Source organism: Streptomyces sp. NBC_01276 (assembly GCF_041435355.1).
In the GTDB taxonomy this organism is placed as follows: domain Bacteria; phylum Actinomycetota; class Actinomycetes; order Streptomycetales; family Streptomycetaceae; genus Streptomyces.
Map to the genome: position 1 here is coordinate 5,872,839 of NZ_CP108442.1, position 25,389 is coordinate 5,898,227.

Here is a 25,389-nt window from a genome sequence, read left to right on the forward strand (position 1 = left end):
ATGGTGTCCCGCCCCGACCCGCGATCGGGCCCTTGGTCCCGATTCTGTCGTAGATATATCGATTAATGCATGTCAGAGCCGGGTGAACGGGCTCCTCCGGACAGGCCTTCCGGCCGGTACGGCCCTCCTGGTCGGACCGGGAAAGAGAGGTAGATCACTCCGGTTCCATCGCGGCGCGGTCCGCGCGGCCGGGATCCCCTCCGGTGGCCCGCCCGCCCCCGCGCGCCGACACTGGAGCCGTGCGTACCGCCACAGCGACGGCAGCGGCCGTCACCACCACCCTGATCGGTGCCGGAGCGGCCGCCGTCGCGGCCGGCCGGTACGCCGCCGACGCCGCCCTGCGCAGCGAGCCGGGCCGCCCCCTGCCCGGCGGACCCCGGCTCAGCGTCCACTCCGCCGGCGACGGCCGCGTGGTGCTCACCCGCTCCCTGGCCTCCCTGCGCCCGGGGACCTACGGACTGGCCGCGCCCGGGGTGCACGCCGTGGTCGGGCCCGTCCTCGACGAGGGCCGGGCCGCCCCGGACACCGTCGTGCGCCGCCTGATCGCCGTCACCCACGGCAGCCTCGAGCCCGGCACCCGCGTCACCCTCACCCCCCAGGTCCACCTGGGCAACCCGCGCACCGCCCTCGGGCTCGACCACGCCGACGTGGACGTCCCCGGGGAGCTGGGTCCCCTCCCCGCCTGGTTCGTGCCCGAGGCCCGCGACACGTGGGTGATCACCGTGCACGGGCTGGGGGCCGGGCGGGAGCACCCGATGGTGGTCATGCCCTTCCTGCGGCGCCAGCGCCTCCCGGTGCTCGACCTCGCCTACCGCGGGGACCTCGGCGCCCCCGCCTCCCCGGACGGCATCGGCCACCTCGGGGAGTCGGAGTGGCGGGACCTGGACGCCGCCATCCGCTACGCCGTGCGCTACGGGGCCCGGCGCGTGATCCTGCACGGCTGGTCGACCGGGGGCGCCATGGCCCTGCACGCCGTCGAGCGCTCCGCCCTGGCCGGCCGGATCTCCGGAGTCGTGCTCGACTCGCCCGTCCTGGACTGGCACGCCACCCTGCGCGCGCTCGCCGCCGCCCGCCGCACCCCGGCCCCGCTGATCCCGCTCGCGGTCCGGGCGGCCGAGGGCCGCGCGGGACTGCGCGCCGACCGGCGGCCCCCGGGCTCCGACCCCGGCGCCCTGCGCGTCCCGGTCCTGATCTTCCACGGGCCCGACGACACCCTCGCCCCCTGGGAACCCTCCCGCCGGCTCGCCGCCGCCCGGCCCGACCTCGTCACCCTGCAGACCGTCAGGAACGCGGCGCACGGGGCGATGTGGAACGCCGACCCGGCCCGGTACGAGGAGGCGCTGCGCCGCTTCCTCGTCCCCCTCATGTGACCCCTATATGTGAAGGGGCTGTGGCGGAGGAGGCAGGGAGGGGGGATTGCCCCGGTTCGTCCACCCGCTGACCTGTGGAAACGACCGGTTCCGTTTGGGCTTTCGGCCAGTGACGGGCGAGACTGCTTCCGTGACGTCCCGAAAGCCTGATGAGCAGTTGGCTCGCGACTCCAGACTCCGACTCGTCTCCCCGCGCTCCGTCGCCACGGCGCGCAAGGCGGTGACCGACCGGCGAACCCGGACGGCCCCCCGCCCGCCGGCGGGCACCCCCGCAACGGCGGACCTGGCGAACCGGGCCCGCGCCTCCCTCGCCGACGCGGTACGGCTGGCCCGCTGGGCCGAGCTGAACCTCGGAGCGGGCGACGGCGGCCGGCCCGCCCCGACGGGCGCACTGCCCGCCGCCGACGTCGAACGGGCCGCCGGCGAGCTGCGCCTGACGCACGGCCAGATCCGGGTCGGCTGGGACCGCGCCCGCCTCTCGGGCCTCGTCGAGGTGCACGGAGGCCACGCCCGGCCCGGCTGGCGGCTGCGCGCCTGGGACCGCGACGACAGCGCGGTGCTGCGCGGCTGGGTCGCCCTCTTCGACGCCTGGTCGCTCGTCCACCCGGCCCCCGCCGACATCGCCGCCTCGGCCGTCGCCGAGGTCGTCGAGGCGATGCCCCAGCTCCTGTCGCTGCTCCAGCTCTCGGCCGGCCCCGTGACCGTCCCGGACCTGCTGGACCTCCTCGGGCAGCGGGTCACCGAACTGCGCGACGAGCGCTGCGAGGTCCCCTGCGGCCCCGGTCCCGCTCCCGGCTCCGCCGCCGCCCCGCAGACCCGGCCGCTCCCGCTCGCCCGGCTGCTGCGCTGGGCGCTCGGCGGCCTCGCCGCCGTGGACGCCGTCACCCTCGGTCCCGCCCGCGCCACCCTCACCCCGCTGGGGAGCTGGGCCGTCTGGGTCAAGCTGGAGCAGATCTGCGTCGCCGCGCAGAGCCCGGCCGGGAACATCGAGCAGTCCGCCGCCGCCATGCTGCACGGCTGCGCCCGGCTCACGCCCGGACCGGCCCGTGCCGAGTACCAGGCCTGGCTCGCAGCCCGGCCCGTGGGCCACGCCGTCAGCGAGCTGCTGCACGCCGCCCGCGGCGAGGACGCCCTGCTGCGCGGCCTGGCCTTCGAGGCCCTGCGCGTGGTCGGCGCCCCCGCCGAGCCCGAGGTCCGCGCGGCCGTACGGGAACCCGCGCTGCGCCCCTACGCCCTGCTCTGGCTCGCCGAGCACGACGGGGTGGACCCCGACGAGGCCCAGGACGTCCTGACCCCCGAGGAGTCGACCTGGCTCTGGGTGGACACGGCCGCGGCCATCGCCGACCACGGCGAGGCCGACCTGCTCGCCCGCCACCTCGACTCGGCCGTCCGCACCACCGTGCCCCGGCTCCTGGACGAGGTCCGCGCGGTCGGCCACCCCCGCACGGTGCAGGTGCTGGTCGCCCTCGCGGCCGCCCACCCCGACCCGGCCCTGGCCAAGGCCGTCCGCCGGGCCGCCTTCCAGGTCCACACCGGCGGCGCGTGACGGCGTGCGTACGCGCCGCGGGCTCAGACCTGCGGCGCGTACGTCCCGAAGCTCCAGACGTTGCCCTCGGTGTCCCGCGCCATGTAGTCCCGCGAGCCGTAGTCCTGGTCGGTGGGTTCCATCAGGATCTCGACCCCGTGCTCCACGGCCCGGCGGTGATGGGCGTCCACGTCGTCGACCACCAGGTAGACGCCCGACGGGCCGGCGCCCTCCATGGCCTTGTCGAACGCGCCGCCGCGCCCCTTGCTGCCGAGCATCACGGCGCCGTTCCCGTACGCCAGCTCCGCGTGCATCACGGCGCCGTCGTCGCCCTCGTACACCGCCACCTGGGTGAATCCGAACGCTTCGGTCAGCTGCCGGATCGCCGCCTTGGCGTCGCGGTAGAGCAGGGTCGGAAAGACGGTCGGAACGCCTGCCATGACGATCACTCCCTCTCAGGAACGTGCGCGTGTGACTCGCAGCACAGCATGGCAGGCGCCACCGACAGTCAGCGGAAGGTGTTGCACTGGGCCATGTCGCCCGTGCGGTAGCCCTGGTAGAACCACTGCCGGCGCTGCTGGGCGGAACCGTGGGTCCAGGACTCCGGGGTGACGCGGCCCTGGAACTTCTCCTGGATCCGGTCGTCGCCCACCGCGGCCGCCGCGTCCAGGCCGTCCCTGATGTCCTGGTCGGTGAGGCTCGTGATCAGCGGCCGCCCCGTCGACTCGTCCGGGGTCCTCGTCGCGTTGCGCGCCCACACCCCGGCGTAGCAGTCGGCCTGCAGCTCGACCTTGACCGCGTTGCTGTTCGCGCCCTGCCGCCCGTCCTGGGCCCGTTGGAGTGTTCCGGTCAGGTTCTGGATGTGGTGGCCGTACTCGTGGGCGACGACGTACGCCTGGGCGAAGGGGCCGCCGCTCGCGCCGAACTTAGTCCGCAGCTCGTCGAAGAAGCCCAGGTCCAGATAGACCTGCCGGTCGGCGGGGCAGTAGAAGGGGCCGACCGCCGAGGTGGCCGCGCCGCACGCGGTGTTCACCCGGCCGGTGAAGAAGACCGTGGACGCCGGGGAGTACTGCCCGCCGCGCCTTTGGAACTCCTGCTTCCAGAAGTCCTGGGTGCTGTTCACCACCGCGACGAGCCGGCAGTCCTCCCGGGTGTTCGCGTCCTGCCCGGTTCGGCAGGCCTGCTGCACCCGGGCCGCCGAGGACGAGGTCGCCACGGGCTGCGGGCTGCCGTCCGAGAGCCCCAGCTGGTCCGGACCCACCCCGAAGAGCAGGCCCAGCACCAGGGCGATCAGCCCGACGATCCCGCCGCCGACCGTGGCCTTCCCGCCCGGGATGCTGCTCCCGCGCTGGTCACTGACCTCGGAAGTGTCCAGATTGGCGTCGTCGTCGAACTGCATACCGCACCGCCCTCGCGTCCCGTGGCCGCCCCTGCGGCGAGAATCAACCCCTTCATCCTGATACGCGCCCGGACGCCCCGGTGGCGTCCCGGGGCCGAACGGGGGACGGGAGGCCCCGAAAAGTGGTTGCGCACCCCCGGTAGAATGAACCCATGGCAAATCTCCTCGCGGATTAGCGGCGTCGAAGCAACGCGCGTCCTGCCCCCCTTCCGCCGTCCCCACCGCCCTGGAGTATTTCCGTGATCACCGCCACCGGCATCGAGCTGCGCGCCGGCGCCCGCATCCTCATCGAGTCCGCCTCCTTCCGCGTCGCCAAGGGCGACCGCATCGGCCTGGTCGGCCGCAACGGAGCGGGCAAGACCACGCTCACCAAGTGCCTCGCCGGCGAGGGCCAGCCCGCCGCCGGTGCCATCGCCCGCTCCGGCGAGGTCGGCTACCTGCCGCAGGACCCGCGCACCGGCGACCTCGACGTGCTCGCCCGCGACCGGATCCTCTCCGCCCGCGGCCTCGACGTGCTGATCAAGAAGATGCGCGCGAACGAGGAGCGCATCGCCACCGGCTCCGGCGGCACCCGCGACAAGGCGATGAAGCAGTACGAGCGCCAGGAGACGGAGTTCCTGACCAAGGGCGGGTACGCCGCCGAGGCGGAGGCCGCCACCATCTCGGCCGCCCTCGGCCTGCCCGACCGCGTCCTGGGCCAGCCGCTGCACACCCTCTCCGGCGGTCAGCGCCGCCGCGTCGAGCTCGCCCGGATCCTCTTCTCGGACGCCGACACCCTGCTCCTCGACGAGCCGACGAACCACCTGGACGCCGACTCGATCGTCTGGCTGCGCGACTACCTCAAGAACTACCGCGGCGGCTTCATCGTGATCTCCCACGACGTCGACCTCGTGGAGACGGTGGTCAACAAGGTGTTCTACCTGGACGCCAACCGCGCCCAGATCGACGTCTACAACATGGGCTGGAAGCTCTACCAGCAGCAGCGCGAGGCCGACGAGAAGCGCCGCAAGCGCGAGCGCCAGAACGCCGAGAAGAAGGCCGCGGCCCTGAACTCGCAGGCCGACAAGATGCGCGCCAAGGCCACCAAGACGGTCGCCGCGCAGAACATGGCCAAGCGCGCCGAGCGCCTGCTCTCCGGCCTGGAGGCCGTCCGCGTCTCCGACAAGGTCGCCAAGCTCCGCTTCCCGGACCCGGCGCCCTGCGGCAAGACCCCGCTGACCGCCGAGGGCCTGTCGAAGTCGTACGGCTCGCTGGAGATCTTCACCGACGTCGACCTGGCCATCGACAAGGGCTCCCGCGTGGTCATCCTCGGCCTCAACGGCGCCGGCAAGACCACGCTGCTGCGCCTGCTCTCGGGCACCGAGAAGCCGGACACCGGCACGGTCGTCCCCGGCCACGGCCTCAAGCTCGGCTACTACGCCCAGGAGCACGAGACCCTGGACCCGGAGCGCACCGTCCTGGAGAACATGCGCTCCTCGGCGCCCGACCTGGACCTGGTCGACGTCCGCAAGACCCTCGGTTCCTTCCTGTTCTCCGGCGACGACGTGGACAAGCCCGCGGGCGTGCTCTCCGGCGGCGAGAAGACCCGGCTGGCCCTGGCCACGCTGGTCGTCTCCTCGGCCAACGTGCTGCTGCTCGACGAGCCCACCAACAACCTCGACCCGGCCAGCCGCGAGGAGATCCTCGGGGCGCTGCGCACGTACAAGGGCGCGGTCATCCTCGTCACCCACGACGAGGGCGCGGTCGAGGCCCTGGAGCCGGAGCGGATCATCCTGCTGCCGGACGGGGTCGAGGACCTGTGGGGCCCGGACTACCGTGACCTGGTCGCCCTCGCCTGACGGGCCCCCGGCCCGCTGATCCAGTTCCTTATGGATCATTCGGCTCAGGCGTGATCCATCATCTGAGTGAGACGGTCTCGTACCGTCGCGCCCCGTACGACGGCCCCGGCCGCAGCCTCCCCGAGGCGCGGCCGGGGCCGGATTTTTTCCGCGCCTGGCCCCTGACCTGGTGATTCCCCTCGGCGGCGGAGAAGTGTGACGGAGGTCATGCGGCGGAAGAGGAGATTCCGTTCTGCTCGGGCGTCCACCCCCCGGGAAATGCCGTCGTACCGACCTTGCTGAATGGGTGGCCAGGAAGCCGGGGAGGGGTGATCATGAGAAGTCCAGAGCGCACTTCCCACGAGGAGGCACGGGTGGCCGAGACTCTGAAGAAGGGCAGCCGGGTTACCGGCGCCGCGCGCGACAAGCTCGCGGCAGACCTGAAGAAGAAGTACGACTCCGGTGCGAGTATCCGGGCGCTGGCCGAAGAGACCGGCCGGTCCTACGGATTCGTCCACCGGATGCTCAGTGAGTCCGGAGTCACGCTGCGTGGTCGCGGTGGCGCGACGCGCGGCAAGAAGGCGGCTGCGGCCTGACCCTGGCCGTCAGGCCGAGGCCGGCGCCGGAGGCGCGCGACAGCTTGTACGGCTCCACGCACGGTTCTTCGGTGACCCCCGGTCGGCCCCGCGGCCGACCGGGTGGTTACTGTGCAGTCACTTAGGCCGAGCATGCGGCCACGACTGCACACCGGAGGCACCAGATGGCTCTGCTCGACAAGGACGGCGTACGGCTCACCATCGACGACACGCTCGCCACGGTGACCCTGACCAATCCGGCCAAGCGAAACGCCCAATCCCCCGCGCTCTGGCGGGCGTTGGCGGAGGCCGGACGGTCGTTGCCGGGCACCGTCCGGGTCGTCGTGCTGCGCGGCGAGGGCAAGTCCTTCTCCGCAGGGCTCGACCGGCAGGCGTTCACCCCCGAAGGCTTCGAGGGCGAGCCGTCCTTCCTCGATCTGGCGCGTGGTTCCGACGAGATCCTCGATTCCACCATCGCCGAGTACCAGGAGGCCTTCACCTGGTGGCGGCGCAATGACATCGTCTCCATCGCCGCGGTGCAGGGGCACGCGATCGGCGCCGGCTTCCAGCTCGCGCTCGCGTGCGACCTGCGCGTGGTCGCGGACGACGTGCAGTTCGCCATGCGCGAGACCAGCCTGGGCCTGGTCCCCGACCTCGCGGGCACCCAGCCGCTGACCGCACTGGTCGGCTACGCCCGCGCGCTCGAAATCTGCGCTACCGGCCGCTTCGTGCACGCGGAGGAGGCCGAACGGGTCGGCCTCGCCAACCTGGTGGTACCGGCCGACGAGCTCGACGCCGCCGTTCAGGACCTCAGCACCGCACTGCTCGCACCGCCCCGCGACGCGGTGATCGAGACCAAGGCCCTGCTCCGCGAGGCCAACTCCCGCCCCTACGACGACCAGCGCACCGCCGAGCGGGCCGCGCAGGCCCGCCGTCTGCGCGACCTGGCGGGCCTCTCCGACTGACCCGGACGAAACCCCGTACCGCCGGGGCGGCCCTCCCGCCGCTCCGCGCCACCGCACGTCACCGCGCGCCGGGCCCACCCGGCCGGCGGAACCGGACACACGGTTCCGCCGGCCGGCGTAGTCCCGGCGCGTTCGTGCGCGCGGGGACTTACGGTGGACAGGAGTCCGCAGTCCGCACGGCGCGAAAGGACCAGCGATGACCGAATCCGCATCAGGGGGTTCCGGCAGGGCCCCCGCCGACCGCGGCCGCACCACCATCGCCGACGGGGTGGTCGAGAAGATCGCCGGGCTCGCCGCCCGCGAGGTGGTCGGCGTCCACGCCCTCGGCAGCGGCAGCGGCCTCTCCCGTACCTTCGGGGCCGTTCGCGACCGGGTGCCCGGCGGGGCCAAGTCCGCCGTCAGCCGCGGGGTGAAGGCCGAGGTCGGCGAGGTCCAGACGGCCCTCGACCTGGAGATCGTCGTCGACTACGGCGTGTCGATCCGTGACGTCGCCCGGGCGGTCCGTGAGAACGTCATCTCGGCGGTCGAGCGGATGACCGGCCTGGAGGTCGTCGAGGTCAACATCGCGGTCGGCGACGTCAAGCTGCCGGACGAGGAAGACGATGAACCGGAGTCCCGGCTCCACTAGACGGGAGGGGACACGCACATGAGCATGGCGGTCGCCGGCCTGCTGGCCGGCATGGCACTCGGCTTCGCCGGCTACTTCGGTGGCTTCGGGGCCTTCCTGCTGGTGGCGGCGCTCGGCGCCGTCGGATTCGTCGTCGGCCGGTTCCTCGACGGGGACCTGGAGGCCGGAGACCTGTTCCGCCCGCGCGGCCGCGACGACCGGCGCGGACCCCGATGAGCGACGATCCGGGCACCCGGCCCGGCCCCGGTCCGGGCACACCGCCGGCCACCCCGCCGGCCACCCCCGCGCCCCGGGCCGTGCCGCCGCGGGTGCCGCCCGCCGAGCGGGGGGCCACCCGCATCGCCGACCGGGTCGTCGCCAAGATCGCCGCCCAGGCCGCCCGGGAGGCCCTCGACGTCCTGCCCGGACAGGCCCCGCACGCGGCGGTCACCGTCCACCACGACATCGCCCGGGTACGGGTCAGCCTGGAGCTGGCCTACCCCTCCGACCTCGCCATCCAGTGCGCGGACGTCCGCCGCCGGGTCGCCCTCCGGATCGAGGAGTGCGCCGGCATGACCGTCCCCGAGGTCGACATCGACATCGAACACCTGCACCCACCGCAGCACCGGCCGGCCTCCGCCGGTCGCGTCCGGCGGCTGCGGTGACGACCCCGCACCGTTTCCGCTCCGCCCGGCGGATCCCCGCCGGGCTCACCGCACTGGCGGTGCTCGCGCTGGCCGGGCTGTTCCTCTACGACCTGGCCGGCGTACGGGCCGGGCGGCCCGCGATGGGCTGGCGCCACGAACTCGCCGGACAACTGGAACGGCACACCCCGGCCGACACCGGGGTACTGGTGGCCGGCGCGCTCCTCGCACTGGCCGGGGCCGTCCTCCTGCTGCTGGCCCTCGCCCCCGGAGTGCGCGGGCTGCTGCCGATGCGGGCCGAGCCGGGCGTGCGGGCGGGGATCCGGCGCAAGGCCGCCGCCCTGGTGCTGCGGGACCGGGCCATGGAGGTCTCCGGGGTGCGGTCGGTCCGGGTGCGCATGGGCCGTGGCCGCGTCGGGATCCGGGCCACCTCGCACTTCCGCGAACTGGACGACGTACGCGCCGACCTCGACGAGGTGCTCGCCGTCGGCATCGAGGAACTGGGCCTCGCGCATCCGCCGCGGCCCCGGGTCAGGGTCAGGAGGTGAGCGGATGCTCGGAGTGGTGAACCGGATCCTGCTGGGGCTGACCGGGCTGGTCCTGCTGGCCGCCGGGGTCTGCCTGCTGACCGGCTCCCGGCCGCTCGGCGGCCGGCACGCCCCCCTGCTCACGGCCGAGGCCCGCCGCCGGTACGGGCACCCCGAGGGCTGGTGGTGGTGGGCGCTCCTCGCCGCCCTGGCGGTGTGCGTCCTGCTCGCGCTGTGGTGGCTGCTGGCGCAGCTGCGGCGCTCCCGCCTCCCGGCGCTGCCCGTGGACACCGGCGACGGGGCGTACGCCCTGCTGCGGGGCCACACGCTGGAAGCGGCGGTGGCAGCCGAGGCGGGAGCGCTCGACGGGGTCGCCGGGTGCAAGGTCGCCCTCCGGGGCCGGCGGGGCTCCCCGGCCCTGCGCATCGCGCTGGAGCTGGAACCCCACGCCGTGCCCGCCGACGCGCTCGCCGGGCTCGCGGGCCCCGTCCTCACGCACGCCCGGACCTCGGCGGGCCTCCCGGAACTGCCCGCGGAGGCCCGCCTGGAGGTCGCCTCCCACCACGCGCGGCGCGTGACCTGACGGGGCGCCCGCCGGGAGCGCGGCTCAGAAACCGTGGCGCGAGCCGCCGTCCACCGGGAGCATCACCCCGGTGAGGTAGGAGGCCGCCGGGGACAGCATGAAGGCCGCCGTCCGCCCGAACTCCTGCGGCGTTCCGTACCGCCGCAGCGGGATCCGGGACTCGTTCCCCGCGCGGGCGGCGTCCACGTCCCCGGACAGCGCGTCCAGCTCACGGACCCGGTCGGTGTCGATCCGGGCCGGCAGCAGCCCGACCACACGGATCCCGCGCGGGCCCAGTTCCACCGACAGGGACTTCGCGAAGCCCGCGAGCCCGGGGCGCAGGCCGTTCGAGATGGTCAGGCCGGGGATCGGTTCGTGGACGGAGCCCGACAGCACGAAACCGACGACCCCGCCCTCGCCCAGGGCCTCCGCCGCCGCGCGGGCGAGGCGGACCGCGCCCAGGAAGACCGACTCGAAGGCCGTCGTCCACTGCTCGTCGGTGTTGTCCGCCGCACTGCCGGCCGGCGGTCCGCCGACGCTGATGAGGATGCCGTCGAAGCGGCCGAAGCGTTCCCTCGCGGTGGCCACCAGCCGGGCCGCCGACTCCGGGTCGGAATTGTCCGCCGCCAGGCCCAGCGCGTTCGGGCCGAGTTCGGCCGCGGCGTCCGCCGCCCGCTTCTCGTCCCGGCCGGTCAGTACGACCTTCGCCCCGTCGGCGGTCAGTTCCCGCGCGGAGGCGAAGCCGAGCCCGCGGGTGGCTCCGGTGACGATGTAGACACGGTCCTTCAGTCCAAGATCCATGCGGGTCACGCTACGCCGAAGCGGGCTCCAGTGGCACGGCCTTCGCCGCGGCCTCCTCGCGGTCGCGCTTCTCCCGGCGCACCAGGACCACCCAGCCCACCGGTACCGCCGCCGCGAACAGCCACCACTGGACCGCGTACGCCATGTGCGGGCCGATCGAGTCGTGATCGGGCTCGGCCACCGCCTCCGGGCTGCCGCCCGGCGGGAGCGGGGCGGTGAGTTCCAGGTAGCCGCCGAGGACGGGCCGGCCCTGGGCGGCCGCCTGCTGCCCGCTGTCGATCAGCATCACCTGGCGGTCGGGCAGGCCCTTGCGGTCCTTGATCCCGCTGTCGCCGCTGGTCTCGTCGGCCTTCAGCCGCCCGGTGACCGTGACCTCGCCCGCGGGCGCGGCCGGCACCGGCGGATAGGCGCGCGGGTCGTCGCCGCCCGCGACCCAGCCGCGGTTGACCAGCACCACCCGGCCGTCGGCCAGCACCAGCGGGGTGACGACCTGGAAACCGACCTTGTCGTCGTTGGAGGTGCGCATCCGCACGACCACCTCGCGCGCCGGGTCGTAGGTGCCGGTGGCGGTGACGGCGCGCCAGTAGTCGGCCCTCGGGACGGTGTGGCCGGGCGAGGTGACCTCGGTGATCGGCACCGGCTTCCCGTACAGGTTCTTCGCGATCAGCTCGTTCTGCGCGACGCGGTGCTCGTGGCGGTGGAACTGCCAGAACCCCAGCTTGATCATCGCGGGGATGAGGACGAGGGCGATGAGGGTGAGGCACACCCACTGCCGGGTCAGGACGAAGCGGTACACGCCCACGACGGTACCCGCAGCGACGGGGACCCCGGCGGCCGGGTGGCCGTCCGGGGTCGGGACGACGGGGGAAGCGGGGGTCAGACGCGGTCGGTGATGCCCACCTTCCCCTCCGCGCGGGCGCAGTGCGCGCCGCAGAACCACTGCCCCTGGACCTCGACGCCCTGCCCGATGATCTGGACCCGGCAGTGCTCGCAGATGGGCGCCATGCGGTGGATGGCGCAGGAGAAGCAGTCGAAGACGTGCACCGCGCCCTGCGCGTGCACCTCGAAGGACATGCCGTAATCGTTTCCGCAGACCTCACAACGTGCCATGCGCCGCATGCTGCGCACGACGGACGGCCGGAACAAGATCAACCGGGGTGAGTCGCGGCCCCTGCACCCGGCCGGAGCAACGCCCCTAACACTCCGGCGCGGGCGCCACGTCGCGCAGCAGCTGGGTGAAGGCCGCCTCGTCCACCACCGGGGTGCCGAAGGCCTTCGCCTTGACCGTCTTCGAGGTCGCCGAGTCGGGGTCGTTGGTCACCAGGAGGCTGGTGAGCCGCGACACGCTCGTCGCGACGTGCAGGCCGGCCTCCACCGCCCGGTCCTCCAGCAGCTCCCGGTCCACCGAGGTGTCACCGGAGAACGCGACCCGCATGCCCTGCTTGAGCGGCGTGCCGTCCTCGAAGCGCCCCGGGTTGGGGTACGGGCACGGCGGCCGCTTGCGCGAGGCCCGCCAGGTGCCGGAGCCGCCGTACGAGGCCTGGTAGCCGATCCGGGGCGTGGCGGGGGAGTCCGACCACTCCGTCAGCGCGCGGCACTCCAGCAGGGGCAGCCGTACGCCGCCCCGCGCGGCCGTGTGCAGCGACGGACGGAAGGCCTCCGCCAGCACCCGGGCGTCGTCGAGCGCGTGGTGGGCGCGCTGCTGGACCACGCCGTAGTGCGCGGCGAGCGACTCCAGCTTGTGGTTGGGCAGCGGCAGGGCCAGTTCCTTCGACAGGGCGATGGTGCACAGCCGCTGGCTCACCGGGGCGGTGCGGGCGGCCCGCGCGTACTCCCGGGCGATCATCTGCCAGTCGAAGATGGCGTTGTGCGCGACGAGCACCCGGTCCGCGAGCCGCTCCGCGAACTCCTCGGCGATGTCCTCGAAGAGGGGCGCGTCGGCGAGCATCTCGCTGGTGAGCCCGTGGATCCAGACCGGACCCGGGTCCCGGCGCGGGTTGACCAGGGTGTACCAGTGGTCCTCCACCTCGCCCCGCGCGTCGAGGCGGTAGACGGCGGCGGACACGATCCGGTCGTCACGAGCGAGCCCGGTGGTCTCCACGTCGACGACCGCGTACCCCTTGGGGTACGCGGTCGGCCACGTCGTGTCTGCGGTCGTACGGTCGTCGAGCATGGTCACAGAGGATATCGGCCCCGACCGACAGCCGTGGCCCGATGGCCCTTCAGCACAGCTCCGCCACGAGGTCCGCCGCGCTCACCGGGGTGAGGGATCCCGCCACTTCGCCGGGCCCCGGGAAGAGGCGGTACGCGGTCCCCGAAGCCCCGCGCGGGGCCGGGACCGCGTGCACGGTCGCGAGGAAGACCCGCTTTCCGGCGGCCAGTTCACCGGCGGCCGCGTCGGCATCGGCGGGCTCCCGCCGTTCCTGGGGCTCCTCCAGCGCGGCGACCCGGGCGGCGAATCCGGCCACCGTTTCCCCGGCCCCGGCCCGGTAGAGCCACAGTTCGTCGGGAAGGACGGGATGCGGTGCCCGGCGCACGACCGCCACCTCGCGGGAGCGGGCCGCCGCCCGCCACACCGCCAGGTCCCACAGGGTCGTACGGGTGCCCGAGCCGAAGTGCTCCCACACGTCGCGGGCCACGGACGCCAGCCGGTCCCCGTGCGAACGCACGCTCTGGAAACCGCCGGACGGGGGCAGGTGCACGTCGGCCCACAGCGCCCGCCGGGCGGCCAGGTCCACCACCATCGGCATGCAGACCCGCGACCGTCCGGCCAGGTCGAAGCGCTGGCGCACGGTGCGCGGATCGTAGGAGGCGTCCCTGGGGCCGTCGGCCGGCAGGCCCATGAAGCCCGCGAAGGCGTCCGGCAGTGTGTCGAAGGGCACGTTGTTGTAGCTCAGGACCAGGGGGACGGCGTAGCGGTCCCCGTTGCGGGCGAGGGCGGCCGGGTCCAGGTCCACGTACTCGGTGGCGCCGAGCGGCGCGGGCGCCGAGGTGAGGTCGCCCGAGTGGGTGGCGGTGCCGCGCGGGCCGTGGCGCAGCGAGGTGTAGTCGCACAGGCCCGTGAACCGCCACTCGGCGTCGAAGAAGGCGACCGACAGGTCCAGGTCGGTGATCTGGCCCTCGGGCTCGGTCCAGTGCAGGAACAGCCGCAGCACCTCGTCCTCCGGCAGCCGCTGCACGCTGCCGCGCGGGACGGCGACCAGGGCCCTGGCGGTGGTGCGCTCGCCGAAGGGCACGGTCAGCTCGGCGAGCCCGGAGTCGAGGACGGCCAGCTCGTACGGGTCCCCCGGCGCGGCGCCGAACCGGCGCAGCACCTCGGCCTCCAGCCGGGCCGTGACCTCCTCGACGAGGGGTGCGGGCAGCGGCGCCCGCTCCTCCCACGCCACCTGGGCGCGGGCGACCCGGCCGTTCGGGAAGAACACCCGGCGGCCGCCGCCGCGGTCCTCGGCCCGGGGCCGCAGCGCGCCGAGCGCGGACAGCAGCGGGCCCGGCGCGACGGCGGGCAGCGCGCGCGCCAGCGCGCGCCGCAGCTCAGGCAGCGGCTCGGCGCCCGGGTGCAGCCGCAGCAGGTGGTCGAGGCGGCGTACGAGCTCGCCCGGGCGCTGCCCGGCGAGTACGACGGCGCCCGCGGCGTCCCCCGAGGCGAGGGCCCGCTCCAGCCGGCCGGCCCAGGTGGCGGGCAGGATCCGGTCCCCGGCGACCCGCACGGCCTCGGGGTGCGCGGCGGCCGACTCCAGCAGGGCGGTGCCGAAGGCGGTCGCCGGGGACACGGTGGTGCCCCGCAGCGCGGCGAAGGCGAGCGCGGCGCGCGGGTGCCGGGCGTGCCGCTCGAAGGGGTGCAGGCTCTCGGCGGCACGCTTCCAGGCCACCGGATGCCGCAGCAGGTCCTCGACCAGGTACTGCGGGTTCAACGCGTCGAGCACCGCGAGGAGTTCCCGGCGCAGCGGCCGGGCGAGCGTGGCGAACCGGGGCGCCGGCAGCAGCCCGGCCTCCCCGCCCGACAGCACGGCCAGCAGGCGCAGCACGTCGGTGGCGGTGGTCAGGTGCCGCAGCAGCGGGGCCCGGTCGCCGGCTCCGGGCAGCAGGGCGGCGAGCACCAGTGCCCTGGTCTCCCGTACGGGGATCTCCGCGGGCAGCCAGCCGGGGTCCGCTGGGGCGGCCGCCAGCAGGACGGCCAGGTCCTCGCGGTCCTGCGGGGAGAGCGGGGTCCGGCGGGCGACCAGGGACCGGACCTCGGCGAAGGCGTCCGCCCCGGCGTCGGCGCCCAGGCGCAGCAGCCGCAGCGGGCCGATCGGCGCCGCCTTGAGCGGGGTGCGCGGGGCGGTGCGCAGGAAGGGGTCGGCGGGGTCGACGCGGCGGTGGCAGACGGGGCAGCCCGCGTAGTCGGCGCCGTCCCAGCACAGGCGGCACACCAGGTGGGCGCAGGGGGCCACGGGGTGGACGGTGCCGCTCTCGCCGCACAGCACGCAGGGCTGGGCGGGCTGCTGCGCGAGGAAGCTGAAGACCCTGGCCACGTAGAGCCGGTCGGTGTCGCGGGTGACCGAGAACGGGAAACGGCGGAAGAGCGGCACGTGCGTGCGGTCGGAGCCGAGCAGCTCGTCGGCGAGGGCGTTCAGCCGGGCCCCGGCGGCGGCCAGTTCGGCGGGGCCGAGCGCGTTCAGGGCCGCGTACAGCTGCGGGGTCGGGGCCTGGCCCCGGTCGAGGAGGTCGGTCTCCACGCGCCGGAGGCCCGGGGCCGGGGCGGGGGCCGCTGCCGGGGTCCGCTCCGGAGTCCGCTCCGGGGTCCCTTCCGGGCCGGGCACGTGGTCGACGTAGACGGTCTGAAGCCGGCGCAGCAGCACGGACTCGATGGTGGACACGCGTGATTTCCCCTCCGCGAACGACAAAGCGGGGGCGGAGAGTGGGCGCGCGGGTTCGTCGTAGAAGGAGAGAAGGATGCACGCCGCGGAGCCGCCCCCGCGTCATGGATCCCATCACGGGCCCGGGCGGCCGGGCAAACCCTTAATCCCCGGCGGCGCGAGCAGGGCCTCGGTCAGGGCCCGCACCGACAGCAGGAACAGCCGTTCCGGGTCGGCCGGGCGGGACAGGGCGCGGGCGAGGGCCGGGTCGTCGGGGGCCGCGGCGGGGTCCCAGAGGTCGCCCTCGGCGGGGGACTGGGCGGGGGAGCGTTCACGGTTGCGCTCGACGAGCAGGAAGCCGACGATCTGGAACTGGATCGCGCGCACGGCGTCGGCGGCCCGGGCGCCGCGCAGCCCGGCGGCGTGCACCTCGTGGACCAGGGCCTGCTGGGCGGGCAGGAACATCCGCTCGGTGAGGCCGCGCTCGTGGACCATCGCGATCAGGTGCGGGCGCCCGCGCAGTTCGCGGCGCAGGATCCGGGCCACCGACAGGATCCGGTCGGCCGGGGTGCGGCCGACGGGGCGGACGGCGCCCATCTCCTGGACGGTGCGTTCCACGAGGGCGTCGAGCAGGGACTCGCGGTTGCCGACGTGCCAGTAGATGGAGGTCACCGCCGTGCCCAGGTCGGCGGCGAGCCCGCGCATGGTCAGGGCCGCCGGACCGTGCCGTCTGACCAGCGCGGCGGCCGCTCCCAGTACCTCCTCACGGGTCAGCGGGTTCCTCGCCATGGGCCGTCCGCCAATCTGTCGATCCGTCAGTTTCGGTACGTGCGGGGGTCTTTACCCTTCATCGGCGGCGGTGTAACTGTGTTACAGACCGACCGAAGGAGGGTGCGATTCATGGCACGCGTACGGTACGGAGCGCGCACCGAGGCCGAGATCGCGGCGTCGCGCGAGAAGAGTTCGAAGCTCCCCGACATCTGGTCCACCGGGGTCGTGGCCGTCTGGGAGAGCGATCCGGACGTGGTGGCGGCCGTCCTGCCGCCCCCGCTCAAGCCCGCCGAGCGGCCCCTGGTGCGGGCCAACATCAGCAAGGTCGACCTCCCGGGCTACCCGCTCGGCGCCGGCTCGGTGGCCGTCGCCGCCCGGCACGGCGGCGTCGAGGGCTGGTACCCGCTGGTCATGCCGATGACGCACGAGCGCGCCCTGACCGGTGGCCGCGAGGTGTTCGGCGAGCCCAAGAAGCTGGGCGAGGTGACCGTCGAACGCGAGGGTCTGGTCGTGCGGGCCGCCCTCGCCCGGCACGGGATCGCCTTCGTCGAGGTGCGCGGGGCGGTGGACCGCCCGCTGCCGCTGCCCGAGCCCGTCCTGAAGACCGATTTCTACTTCAAGTTCCTCCCCGCGGTGGACGGTTCGGGCTTCGAGTCCGACCCGGTGCTCGTCCACTGCACGCGCAACGAGAAGGTCCGCAAGCTGGAGCACATCACCGGTGACGTGGTGCTCCGCGAGTCGATGTACGACCCCGTGGCCGATCTCCCCGTACGCCGCGTCGTCGAGATCACCATCGGCGAGAAGACCACCGACCAGAAGGGCCGGGCCGTCGAGCGCGTCAGCGCCCAGGCCCTGCTCCCGTACGTCCACCAGCGCTACGACGACCCGATGCAGATCCTCGACGGACCGCCCGAGGGGAGCGTCTGAGATGCGCCTCGAACCGGGACAGGTGGCCGTCGTCACCGGCGCCGCGAGCGGCATCGGCCTGGCCATGGCCCGCCGCTTCGCCGCCGAGGGACTGAAGGTGGTCCTCGCCGACGTGGAGGAGGGCGCCCTGCACGGGGCCGCCGGGGAGCTGGCCGCCGAGGGGGCCGAGGTCCTGGCCCGCGTCGTCGACGTCAGCGACCGCGACTCCGTGCTCTCCCTGGCCGACGCCGCCTACGACGCCTTCGGCGCAGTCCACGTGCTGTGCAACAACGCGGGCGTCGGCTCGGGCGCCGAGGGCCGGATGTGGGAGCACGAGCCCAACGACTGGAAGTGGGCCTTCTCCGTCAACGTCTGGGGCGTCTTCCACGGCATCCAGGCCTTCGTCCCCCGCATGATCGAGGCCGGCGGCCCCGGGCACGTCGTCAACACCTCCTCCGGCGACGGCGGCATCGCCCCCCTGCCCACCGCCTCCGTCTACGCCGTCACCAAGGCGGCCGTGGTCACCATGACCGAGTCCCTGTACGCCCACCTCAGGGCGGAGGGCGCGGCCGTCGGCGCCTCCGTCCTCTTCCCCGGACCGCACATGCTGCGCACGGGCCTGTGGGAGTCCCACCGCAACCGGCCCGAGCGCTACGCGAAGCAGCGGCCTCGCCGGACCCCGTACCGCAGCCTCGACCAGTACGAGGCCGCGATGAAACAGGCCGGCCACGAGGTGGCCTTCACCCCCGTCGAGGAGGTCGCCGAGCACGTCGTCGACGGCATCCGCGCCGACCGGTTCTGGATGCTCCCGGCGAGCGAGCACAGCGACCGGCAGATCCGCGCCCGCTCGCGGTCGATGCTCGACCGCGCCAACCCCGCCTACCTGGAAAGCTTCATCCTCGACTGAGGGGCCGTGCAGTGAACGCGTACGAAGACCCGTACCTGATCATCTCCTCCGACTGCCACGCGGGCCTGCCGACCGAGCGGTACCGCCCTTACCTCGACTCCCGCTTCCACCCTCGGTTCGACGAGTTCCTCGGCCAGCGCGACGCCCGCCGCGAGGAGGCCACCCGCCTGGGGGTCCGCAACGAGGCCTTCGCCCAGAAGTGGTTCCACGACCACGAGGAGGGCCTCAAGGGCGGGTGGGACGCCGGCCAACGGCTCAAGGAACTCGACGGTGACGGAGTCGCCGCCGAGGTGGTCTTCCCCGATGCCGACGCGGTCGACAGCCAGACCGCCGCCCCCTTCGGCGTCGGCCTCGGCCTCTCCGGCGACCAGGACCCCGAGCTGGGCATGGCGGGGGCGCAGGCGCACAACCGCTGGCTGGCGGAGTTCGTGTCGCAGAACCCCGAACGCCACTGCGGGGTCGCCCTGCTGCCCGTCACCGCGGAGCCCGCCAAGGTGGTGGCCGAGGTCCACCGGGCCAAGGAGTCCGGACTCGGCGCCCTGATGATCCCGTCCATGTGGGTGGACAAGGCGCCCTACCACGACCGCCGTTACGACCCCGTGTGGGCGGCGGCCGCCGAGACCGCGATGCCGATCGTCACCCACTCGGGGGCCGCGCCCCGCCACGAGTACGGGAACCACCTCGGCATCTACGTCTCCGAGGTCACCTGGTGGCCGGCCCGCCCGCTGTGGTTCCTGCTCTGGTCCGGGGTCTTCGAGCGCCACCCGGGCCTGAGGTTCGGCATCGCCGAGTCGGGCTGCTGGTGGCTGCCGAACCAGCTCTGGTTCATGGACCGGCTCTACCTCGGGGCGCACGGGGGCAAGAAGCTCTCCCCGTTCGCGGAGCTGAAGCGCCCGCCGAGCGAGTACCTGGACCGCCAGGTGTTCATCTGCGCCACGAACACCAAGCGGCGCGAACTCGCCCAGCGCTACGAGATCGGCGTGGACAACATCCTGTGGGGCTCGGACTTCCCGCACCCCGAGGGCACCTGGCCCGACACCCGCAACTGGCTGCGCAACACCTTCCACGACATCCCGGTGGCCGAGACCCGCCGGATGCTGGGTCTGGCCGCGGCCGAGGTCTTCGGCTTCGACACCGCGAAGCTCGCCCCGGTCGCCCGCCGGATCGGCCCCACCCCGGACGGGCTCGGGCAGTCCCCGGACCAGGCGGCGGTGGAGGCCTCCTGGGCCCGCTCCCGCGAGACGGGCCGGCACTGGCTGACCGGCGGCGACTTCCCGGTCCTGGGGGTCTCCTGATGGCCGGGGACCGCTACACGGTCGTCTCGGCCGACTGCCATGCGGGCGCCGACCTGCCGGACTACCGGCCGTACCTGGCCAAGCGGCACCACGACGCCTTCGACGCCTGGGCCGCCGGCTACGTCAACCCGTACGAGGACCTCCTCGCCGACACCGCCGACCGCAACTGGAACTCGGCCCGCCGGCTGGCCGAACTCGAAGCGGACGGCATCGTCGCGGAGGTCCTCTTCCCGAACACCATCCCGCCGTTCTTCCCCGCGGCCTCCCTGATGACGCAGCCGCCCACGGCCGCGGAGTACGAGCTGCGCTGGGCGGGCCTGCAGGCGCACAACCGCTGGCTGGCCGACTTCTGCGCGGACGCGCCGGGCCGGCGGGCCGGGGTGGCGCAGATCCTGCTCAACGACGTGGACGAGGCGGTCCGGGAGATCCGCCGCACCCGGGAGGCGGGCCTGACGGGCGGCATCCTCCTGCCCGGAGTCCCCCCGGGCTCACCCGTCCCGGAGCTCTACTCCGCCGTCTACGACCCGATCTGGGCCGTCTGCGCGGAACTCGACGTCCCCGTCAACCACCACGGCGGCTCGGCCTCGCCCCCGCTCGGGGACGAACCGGCGGCCCGCGCCGTCTTCATGGTGGAGACCACCTGGTTCTCCCACCGCGCCCTGTGGCACCTGATCTTCGGCGGGGCCTTCCGCCGCCACCCCGGCCTGAAGCTGGTCCTGACCGAGCAGGGCTCGGGCTGGATCCCGGGCGTCCTGGAGATGCTGGACTACTACCACGGCCGCCTCGTCACGGCCTCGGCCACGGCGGAGGCCAAGTTCGGGGCGGGCCTGGCCGACGGCATGGGCCGGGGCCCCAGCGAGGTCTGGCGGGACAACTGCTTCGTGGGGGCGAGCTTCATGCGCCCCCACGAGGTCCCGCTGCGGGACCGGATCGGCCTCGACAAGATCATGTGGGGCAGCGACTACCCCCACGACGAGGGCACCACCCCCTTCTCCCGGGAGGGCCTGCGCATCGCGTACGCGGGCCTGCCGAGGGAGGAGGTCGCGGCGATGGTCGGCGGCAACGCCGCCCGCGTCTACGGCTTCGACCTCCCCCTCCTGGACGCCCTGGCCGCCGAACACGGCCCCCTGGTCTCGGAGATCGCCGAACCCCTGACCCACATCCCGGCCGAGGCCACCAGCCCGGCCTTCGCCCGGGGCGCCTCGGTACGCGTCTGGTGACAGCGCCCGGGCGCGGTGACAGCGCCCGGGCGCCCGCCGGAGCGGCTCACGGCAGCCGCGTGAGCCGCTCCGGCGGGGTCGTGCCCGAAGCCCGGACCGCGGTGGGGGTACCGCCGGTAACTTCGTCGGATACCGATCGGTAACAACCTCTAGCGGAGCCCCCTGGGGCGCCTCTATGGTGCGGGCATGCCGAACCTGCCCGATGTCGTGCTGTGGTCCATACCCGCGTTCGTCCTGCTCACCGTCATCGAGGTGGTGAGCTACCGGCTGCATCCCGACGAGGACGCCGCCGGGTACGACGCCAAGGACGCGGTCACGAGCGTCACCATGGGCATCGGCAGCATCGGCTTCGACCTGCTCTGGAAGGTCCCGGTCGTCGCCGTCTTCACGGCCGTCTACGAACTGACCCCGCTGCGCGTGCCGTTCCTGTGGTGGACCGCCCTGCTGATGCTGCTCGTGCAGGACTTCCTCTACTACTGGCAGCACCGGCTGCACCACGTCATCCGCATCCTGTGGGCCTGCCACGTGGTCCACCACAGCAGCCGCAGGTTCAACCTCACCACCGCCCTGCGCCAGCCCTGGACCAGTGCCACCACCTGGTGGTTCTACCTGCCCATGGTCGCCCTCGGCGTGCACCCGGCCGCGATCCCCTTCTGCTACGGGATCAACCTCCTCTACCAGTTCTGGGTCCACACCGAGCGCATCGGGAAGCTGCCGCGGGCGTACGAGTACGTCTTCAACACCCCCTCGCACCACCGCGTACACCACGCCTCCCAGGGCGGCTACCTCGACCGCAACTTCGGCGGCATCCTTATCGTCTGGGACCGGATGTTCGGGTCCTGGGTCGGGGAGACCGAGCGGCCCGTCTACGGGCTGACCAAGAACATCGGCACCCACAACCCGCTGCGCGTGGCCACCCACGAGTACGCCGCCATCGCCCGCGACGTGCGTGCCGCCGACAACTGGCGCGAGCGCGCCGGGCGGGTCTTCCGCGGGCCGGGCTGGCAGCCCGTCGCCGAGCGGGCGCCCGGGGCGGGCGGCGCGCCCGCCGCCGCGCCGGAGCCGGAGCCGGAGCGCGCCGCGTGAGTGCCACCGGGTCCCGTACGCCGTCCTGGGCGGCCCGCCGCGCGGGCGCCGGGCCCCGGCCCGCGGCCGGCGCCGCCGGGCGGGCGCTGCTCGTCGGCTTCGGCGTGGCCGCCGCCGTGGACCTCGGCGCGCTGCTGGCCGGCTGGCACCTCGGGCACGTGATCGCCAAGCCGCTGCTGATGCCGCTGCTGGTGGCCCACGTCGTCACCCGCCGCGCCCCCCGCCTGCTGATCGCCGCCCTGCTGTTCGGCTGGGGCGGCGACCTCGCCCTGCTCTTCGACGCCGAGCCCGCCTTCCTCGTCGGCATGGGCTCCTTCGCCGCCGGGCACGTCTGCTACCTCGTGCTCTTCGGCCGCGGCCGGACGAGCCCCGCGCTCGGGGGCGCGTACGCCCTCGCGCTCGTCGGGACCGTCGCGCTGCTCTGGGGGGACCTGCCGGCCGGCCTGCGCGTCCCCGTCGCCGGGTACAGCCTGCTGCTCACCGCCATGGCCTACCGCTCCAGCGCGCCGGGCCGTACCGCGGGCATCGGCGGCGCGCTGTTCCTGCTCTCCGACACCCTCATCGCGACCGGCGTCGCCGAGTGGCCCCAGCCGCCCCGCCCCGACTTCTGGATCATGGCCACCTACCTGGTGGCCCAGTACCTGCTGGCCGTGGGCACGACCGCACCGGCGCAGGCGTACCGTAGGGAAGTCATACAAGACTCAACCAACTGATCCGGAGGGCTGCACCACCATGCGCGCCACCGTCATCCACGCCCCGCACGACATCCGCGTGGAGGAGGTGCCCGACGCTGCGATCCAGCGCCCCGAGGACGCCGTCGTCCGCGTCCTGCGTGCCTGCATCTGCGGCAGCGACCTCTGGGCCTACCGCGGCGAGGCCGAGCGCCAGCCCGGCCAGCGGATCGGGCACGAGTTCCTCGGCGTCGTCGAGGAGACCGGCTCCGCCGTCTCCGGCCTGCGCGCCGGGGACCTGGTCGTGGCCCCCTTCATGTGGTCCGACGGCACCTGCGACTACTGCTCCGAAGGCCTGTACACCTCCTGCGTGCACGGCGGCTTCTGGGGCTCGGTCGGCCACGACGGCGGCCAGGGCGAGGCCGTCCGGGTCCCGCACGCCGAGGGCACCCTGGTGAAGCTGCCGGCCGAGGCCGTCTCCGACGACCACCTGCTGACCGGCCTGCTGGCGCTCTCCGACGTCATGGGCACCGGCCACCACGCCGCCCTGGGCGCGGGGGTCCGCAAGGGCTCCACCGTCGCCGTGGTCGGCGACGGCGCGGTCGGGCTGTGCGGCGTCCTGGCCGCCAAGCGGCTCGGCGCCGAGCGGATCATCGCCCTCGGCCGGCACACCGTCCGTACCGACATAGCCAGGCTCTTCGGAGCCACCGACGTGGTCGCCGAGCGCGGCGAGGCCGCCGAGGCGGCCGTCCGCGAGCTGACGGGCGGGCAGGGCGCGCACTCCGTCATCGAGGCGGTCGGCACCGAGCAGTCCATGCGGACCGCCGTGAACATCACCCGCGACGGCGGCGCCGTCGGCTACGTCGGCGTGCCGCACGGCAGCGGCACCGGCCTCGACCTGGGCGTGATGTTCGACCGCAACATCTCGCTGCGCGGCGGTGTGGCGCCGGTCCGCGCGTACATCCCGGAGCTGCTGGAGGACGTGCTGAGCGGGGCCATCGACCCGGCGCCGGTCTTCGACCGCGCCGTGTCCCTGGACGAGGTCCCGGACGGCTACCGCGCGATGGACGACCGCAGCGCCCTCAAGGTCCTGATCAAGCCCTGAAGGTCCTGATCACGCCCTGACGCGCGGGTGCGGGCGGGCCGGCGGGGGAGCACCCCGCCGGCCCGCCCGCGACCGTCGCTACTTGACGGCCTTGAGCGCGTCGACCACGCCCGAGCCGTAGTAGCCGGTCTGGCCCCACTTGGCCTTGCAGGTGGCGGCGTCGATCAGGTTGCCGGTGCCGTCGTAGATCTTGTCCGGGCAGGCCGTCTTCGTGGCCTGGCCCTTGAGCATCGCCTGTATCTGCGCGGGCGTGGCCCACGGGTGCGCGCTCTTGATCAGGGCCGCGACGCCCGCGACGTGCGGGGTGGCCATCGAGGTGCCCTGCTTGTAGCCGTAGCCGCCGCCCGGCAGGGTGGACAGCACCCGGCCGTTGGCGTCGGGGGTGGCCGGGATCTGCCACTTGTCGCCGCCGGGTGCGGCGACGTCGACGACGCCGAGGCCGTAGCTGGAGTAGTACGAGCGCAGGCCCTTGTCGCCGGTCGCGCTGACCGTGACGACGCCGGGCAGCTGCGCGGGCAGGTCCAGGCAGACCTTGGGGTCGATGGTGCGGAGCCCGGGGGTGGCGTCGTCCGGGCTGGTCTCGTCGAGGATCGAGTCGGCGGCCAGGTCGAAGTTCTCGTTGCCCGCCGCGGCCACGTTGAGGACGCCCTTGCGCTCCGCGTACCTGGTGGCCCGGGTGAGGGACTCCACCAGCGCCTTCTGGTCGTCGTCCGTCTTGCAGTTGAACATCCACGGGTCGACGTAGTAGCTGTTGTTCGTCACCTCGATCCCCTTCTCGGCGGCGAACATGAAGCCGCACACGACCGCCTCGGTGAAGAACAGGCTGGTCCCGGGCTCGCTCACCTTGATGCCGGCGACCTTCACGCCCGGCGCGACGCCGCTGACGCCGATGCCGTTGCGCGGGGCGGCGATGGTGCCCGCCACGTGCGTGCCGTGGTCACTGCCGTCGGGGTACGGGCGCCAGGCGCCGTCCGTGGTGTCGGCGACGCCGCCCACGCAGTTGGCGGACTGGCTCTTGGAGAAGTTGGCGGCCAGATCGGGGTGGGTGTCGTCGACACCCGTGTCGATGACGCCCACGGTGACGTCCGGACTGCCATCGTTGATCTTGTGAGCCTGGTCGGCCTTGATCGCGCGCAGGTCCCACTGGTTGGACTCCAGGGGCTCCTGCCCCGGCTCGGCCTGCGCGGCCGCCTTGGCGGCGTCCGCCGCGCTCAGCTTCTGGGTCGTGCCCTCCTCGGTGGTCTGCACCGTCTGGAGGGGGGCCGTCCGGGTGGCGCCCACCGACACGAAGAGGCTGCGCTGGGTGCGCAGCTGCTTGGCGAAGTCGGGGTTCTGGGAGTGTGCGACGACGACGCCGATCTGCTCATACGACGTCACCACCGTTCCACCGGCCTGCTCGATGGCCTTCTTGGCCTGCTTGGCCGTGCCGTACGCGGTCAGGTTCGCCACGTACGACAGCTTCGGGCCGGTGGTGGAGGCGGGCTTCGCGGCCGCGGCCGGGCCCGCCGTGTCGCTCAGCGGTGCGGCCGAGGCCGCGACCGAGGGCAGGAAGGCGAGCGAGGCGGTGAGCGCCAGGCCGACCGGAACGGCGAGGACTCGCCGGCGGCCGTGTCCCAGATGAGCCATGGGTTCTCCACATCATCCGTGAAAAAGCCGTCCGCACGCGGTCGCGTCGGACGGGTACATGACACGCGAACCTAGCGTTGACGTTCCCTTCTGCGCCATCAGTTCGAGGAATCAGTTTTCAAAGAATCGCCGGGTGTTGAACCGTCGCGACACGCCGGCCGTGCCGTTGACA

At 73.8% G+C, this 25,389-nt stretch carries 26 protein-coding genes; 17 read left to right on the forward strand and 9 right to left on the reverse strand.

Annotation, left to right across the window (positions count from 1 at the left end; translation table 11 throughout):
* The first annotated feature begins 239 nt into the window (after window positions 1–239).
* Both OG295_RS26405 and OG295_RS26410 read left to right on the forward strand, forming a co-directional pair.
* Window positions 240–1,370 carry an alpha/beta hydrolase family protein gene (locus OG295_RS26405; RefSeq protein ID WP_371679135.1) on the forward strand — a complete coding sequence of 377 codons (1,131 nt, stop codon included), beginning with the start codon at window positions 240–242 and terminating at the stop codon, window positions 1,368–1,370.
* Window positions 1,371–1,500: 130 nt separating this feature from the next.
* Entirely contained in the window at window positions 1,501–2,916 is a 1,416-nt protein-coding gene (locus OG295_RS26410; protein WP_371679136.1) for a hypothetical protein, read from the forward strand.
* Between the two features lie 23 nt (window positions 2,917–2,939).
* On the opposite strand, the gene OG295_RS26415 is transcribed toward OG295_RS26410, so the two are convergent.
* Together OG295_RS26415 and OG295_RS26420 are read right to left on the reverse strand one after the other, a co-directional pair.
* The gene (locus tag OG295_RS26415; RefSeq protein WP_371679137.1) at window positions 2,940–3,335 is read right to left on the reverse strand and encodes a VOC family protein; all 396 of its coding nucleotides are present in this window, start codon (window positions 3,333–3,335) and stop codon (window positions 2,940–2,942) included.
* Window positions 3,336–3,403: 68 nt separating this feature from the next.
* A complete protein-coding gene (locus OG295_RS26420) occupies window positions 3,404–4,294 on the reverse strand; it encodes a neutral zinc metallopeptidase (protein ID WP_371679139.1) in 891 nt (296 codons plus the stop codon).
* A gap of 239 nt (window positions 4,295–4,533) precedes the next feature.
* Here OG295_RS26420 and OG295_RS26425 point away from each other — a divergent pair, with 239 nt between their 5' ends.
* The 8 genes from OG295_RS26425 (at window position 4,534) to amaP (ending at window position 10,012) form a co-directional block, all read left to right on the forward strand.
* A complete protein-coding gene (locus OG295_RS26425; RefSeq protein WP_371679140.1) occupies window positions 4,534–6,132 on the forward strand; it encodes an ABC-F family ATP-binding cassette domain-containing protein in 1,599 nt (532 codons plus the stop codon).
* Between the two features lie 353 nt (window positions 6,133–6,485).
* A complete protein-coding gene (locus OG295_RS26430) occupies window positions 6,486–6,707 on the forward strand; it encodes a helix-turn-helix domain-containing protein (protein WP_007263382.1) in 222 nt (73 codons plus the stop codon).
* Window positions 6,708–6,871: 164 nt separating this feature from the next.
* The gene (locus OG295_RS26435) at window positions 6,872–7,651 is read left to right on the forward strand and encodes an enoyl-CoA hydratase/isomerase family protein (protein WP_371679141.1); all 780 of its coding nucleotides are present in this window, start codon (window positions 6,872–6,874) and stop codon (window positions 7,649–7,651) included.
* A 196-nt stretch (window positions 7,652–7,847) separates the two neighbouring features.
* Window positions 7,848–8,279: an Asp23/Gls24 family envelope stress response protein gene (locus tag OG295_RS26440; protein WP_371679142.1), complete on the forward strand. Its 432-nt coding sequence runs from the start codon at window positions 7,848–7,850 to the stop codon at window positions 8,277–8,279.
* A gap of 18 nt (window positions 8,280–8,297) precedes the next feature.
* Entirely contained in the window at window positions 8,298–8,495 is a 198-nt protein-coding gene (locus tag OG295_RS26445) for a hypothetical protein (protein ID WP_266838355.1), read from the forward strand.
* Complete coding sequence (locus OG295_RS26450) at window positions 8,492–8,923, forward strand: hypothetical protein (protein WP_371679143.1); 432 nt, start codon at window positions 8,492–8,494, stop codon at window positions 8,921–8,923. Before OG295_RS26445 ends, OG295_RS26450 begins: the two co-directional genes overlap by 4 nt.
* Window positions 8,821–9,450, forward strand: a complete 630-nt coding sequence (locus OG295_RS26455; RefSeq protein ID WP_371679144.1) for a DUF6286 domain-containing protein — start codon at window positions 8,821–8,823, stop codon at window positions 9,448–9,450. Before OG295_RS26450 ends, OG295_RS26455 begins: the two co-directional genes overlap by 103 nt.
* A 4-nt stretch (window positions 9,451–9,454) precedes the next feature.
* Window positions 9,455–10,012, forward strand: a complete 558-nt coding sequence (gene amaP, locus OG295_RS26460; protein ID WP_371679145.1) for an alkaline shock response membrane anchor protein AmaP — start codon at window positions 9,455–9,457, stop codon at window positions 10,010–10,012.
* Window positions 10,013–10,036: 24 nt separating this feature from the next.
* Here amaP and OG295_RS26465 read toward each other — a convergent pair whose 3' ends face one another.
* From OG295_RS26465 to OG295_RS26490, 6 genes are all read right to left on the reverse strand, one after another.
* Window positions 10,037–10,792 (reverse strand): SDR family oxidoreductase, encoded by a 756-nt coding sequence (locus OG295_RS26465; protein ID WP_371679146.1) that lies wholly within the window; start codon window positions 10,790–10,792, stop codon window positions 10,037–10,039.
* Window positions 10,793–10,802: 10 nt separating this feature from the next.
* Window positions 10,803–11,588 (reverse strand): SURF1 family protein, encoded by a 786-nt coding sequence (locus OG295_RS26470; protein ID WP_371679147.1) that lies wholly within the window; start codon window positions 11,586–11,588, stop codon window positions 10,803–10,805.
* Between the two features lie 80 nt (window positions 11,589–11,668).
* Window positions 11,669–11,902, reverse strand: coding sequence for a hypothetical protein (locus OG295_RS26475; protein WP_078950449.1), 234 nt, complete (start codon window positions 11,900–11,902; stop codon window positions 11,669–11,671).
* A gap of 85 nt (window positions 11,903–11,987) precedes the next feature.
* The gene (locus tag OG295_RS26480) at window positions 11,988–12,965 is read right to left on the reverse strand and encodes a DEDDh family exonuclease (RefSeq protein WP_371679148.1); all 978 of its coding nucleotides are present in this window, start codon (window positions 12,963–12,965) and stop codon (window positions 11,988–11,990) included.
* Window positions 12,966–13,014: 49 nt separating this feature from the next.
* Entirely contained in the window at window positions 13,015–15,651 is a 2,637-nt protein-coding gene (locus tag OG295_RS26485) for an MXAN_6230/SCO0854 family RING domain-containing protein (RefSeq protein WP_371679149.1), read from the reverse strand.
* Window positions 15,652–15,765: 114 nt separating this feature from the next.
* Window positions 15,766–16,419, reverse strand: coding sequence for a TetR/AcrR family transcriptional regulator (locus tag OG295_RS26490; RefSeq protein ID WP_371679150.1), 654 nt, complete (start codon window positions 16,417–16,419; stop codon window positions 15,766–15,768).
* A gap of 111 nt (window positions 16,420–16,530) precedes the next feature.
* On the opposite strand from OG295_RS26490, the gene OG295_RS26495 reads away from it, so the two are divergent.
* The 7 genes from OG295_RS26495 (at window position 16,531) to OG295_RS26525 (ending at window position 23,591) form a co-directional block, all read left to right on the forward strand.
* Complete coding sequence (locus OG295_RS26495; protein WP_030233462.1) at window positions 16,531–17,328, forward strand: acetoacetate decarboxylase family protein; 798 nt, start codon at window positions 16,531–16,533, stop codon at window positions 17,326–17,328.
* Between the two features lies 1 nt (window position 17,329).
* A complete protein-coding gene (locus OG295_RS26500) occupies window positions 17,330–18,214 on the forward strand; it encodes an SDR family NAD(P)-dependent oxidoreductase (RefSeq protein WP_371679151.1) in 885 nt (294 codons plus the stop codon).
* A gap of 11 nt (window positions 18,215–18,225) precedes the next feature.
* Complete coding sequence (locus OG295_RS26505) at window positions 18,226–19,509, forward strand: amidohydrolase family protein (RefSeq protein ID WP_371679152.1); 1,284 nt, start codon at window positions 18,226–18,228, stop codon at window positions 19,507–19,509.
* The gene (locus tag OG295_RS26510) at window positions 19,509–20,729 is read left to right on the forward strand and encodes an amidohydrolase family protein (protein ID WP_371679153.1); all 1,221 of its coding nucleotides are present in this window, start codon (window positions 19,509–19,511) and stop codon (window positions 20,727–20,729) included. Before OG295_RS26505 ends, OG295_RS26510 begins: the two co-directional genes overlap by 1 nt.
* Before the next feature lie 186 nt (window positions 20,730–20,915).
* Window positions 20,916–21,815: a sterol desaturase family protein gene (locus OG295_RS26515; protein WP_371679154.1), complete on the forward strand. Its 900-nt coding sequence runs from the start codon at window positions 20,916–20,918 to the stop codon at window positions 21,813–21,815.
* On the forward strand, window positions 21,812–22,528 hold the full coding sequence (locus OG295_RS26520; protein WP_371679155.1) for a lysoplasmalogenase: 717 nt from the start codon (window positions 21,812–21,814) through the stop codon (window positions 22,526–22,528). The genes OG295_RS26515 and OG295_RS26520 overlap by 4 nt, the downstream gene beginning before the upstream one ends.
* A 19-nt stretch (window positions 22,529–22,547) precedes the next feature.
* Window positions 22,548–23,591, forward strand: a complete 1,044-nt coding sequence (locus OG295_RS26525) for a zinc-dependent alcohol dehydrogenase family protein (protein ID WP_371679156.1) — start codon at window positions 22,548–22,550, stop codon at window positions 23,589–23,591.
* Window positions 23,592–23,669: 78 nt separating this feature from the next.
* Here OG295_RS26525 and OG295_RS26530 read toward each other — a convergent pair whose 3' ends face one another.
* Window positions 23,670–25,217: a S8 family serine peptidase gene (locus OG295_RS26530; protein ID WP_371679157.1), complete on the reverse strand. Its 1,548-nt coding sequence runs from the start codon at window positions 25,215–25,217 to the stop codon at window positions 23,670–23,672.
* Between the last annotated feature and the right edge of the window lie 172 nt (window positions 25,218–25,389).

Coding starts and splice junctions, on each gene's coding strand:
- OG295_RS26475 (WP_078950449.1), bottom strand. CDS start 11,902: ATGGCACGTTGTGAGGTCTGCGGAAACGATTACGGCATGTCCTTCGAG.
- OG295_RS26435 (WP_371679141.1), top strand. CDS start 6,872: ATGGCTCTGCTCGACAAGGACGGCGTACGGCTCACCATCGACGACACG.
- OG295_RS26415 (WP_371679137.1), bottom strand. CDS start 3,335: ATGGCAGGCGTTCCGACCGTCTTTCCGACCCTGCTCTACCGCGACGCC.
- OG295_RS26440 (WP_371679142.1), top strand. CDS start 7,848: ATGACCGAATCCGCATCAGGGGGTTCCGGCAGGGCCCCCGCCGACCGC.
- OG295_RS26445 (WP_266838355.1), top strand. CDS start 8,298: ATGAGCATGGCGGTCGCCGGCCTGCTGGCCGGCATGGCACTCGGCTTC.
- OG295_RS26465 (WP_371679146.1), bottom strand. CDS start 10,792: ATGGATCTTGGACTGAAGGACCGTGTCTACATCGTCACCGGAGCCACC.
- OG295_RS26525 (WP_371679156.1), top strand. CDS start 22,548: ATGCGCGCCACCGTCATCCACGCCCCGCACGACATCCGCGTGGAGGAG.
- OG295_RS26420 (WP_371679139.1), bottom strand. CDS start 4,294: ATGCAGTTCGACGACGACGCCAATCTGGACACTTCCGAGGTCAGTGAC.
- OG295_RS26490 (WP_371679150.1), bottom strand. CDS start 16,419: ATGGCGAGGAACCCGCTGACCCGTGAGGAGGTACTGGGAGCGGCCGCC.
- OG295_RS26480 (WP_371679148.1), bottom strand. CDS start 12,965: ATGCTCGACGACCGTACGACCGCAGACACGACGTGGCCGACCGCGTAC.
- OG295_RS26450 (WP_371679143.1), top strand. CDS start 8,492: ATGAGCGACGATCCGGGCACCCGGCCCGGCCCCGGTCCGGGCACACCG.
- OG295_RS26500 (WP_371679151.1), top strand. CDS start 17,330: ATGCGCCTCGAACCGGGACAGGTGGCCGTCGTCACCGGCGCCGCGAGC.
- OG295_RS26515 (WP_371679154.1), top strand. CDS start 20,916: ATGCCGAACCTGCCCGATGTCGTGCTGTGGTCCATACCCGCGTTCGTC.
- amaP (WP_371679145.1), top strand. CDS start 9,455: ATGCTCGGAGTGGTGAACCGGATCCTGCTGGGGCTGACCGGGCTGGTC.
- OG295_RS26530 (WP_371679157.1), bottom strand. CDS start 25,217: ATGGCTCATCTGGGACACGGCCGCCGGCGAGTCCTCGCCGTTCCGGTC.
- OG295_RS26510 (WP_371679153.1), top strand. CDS start 19,509: ATGGCCGGGGACCGCTACACGGTCGTCTCGGCCGACTGCCATGCGGGC.
- OG295_RS26495 (WP_030233462.1), top strand. CDS start 16,531: ATGGCACGCGTACGGTACGGAGCGCGCACCGAGGCCGAGATCGCGGCG.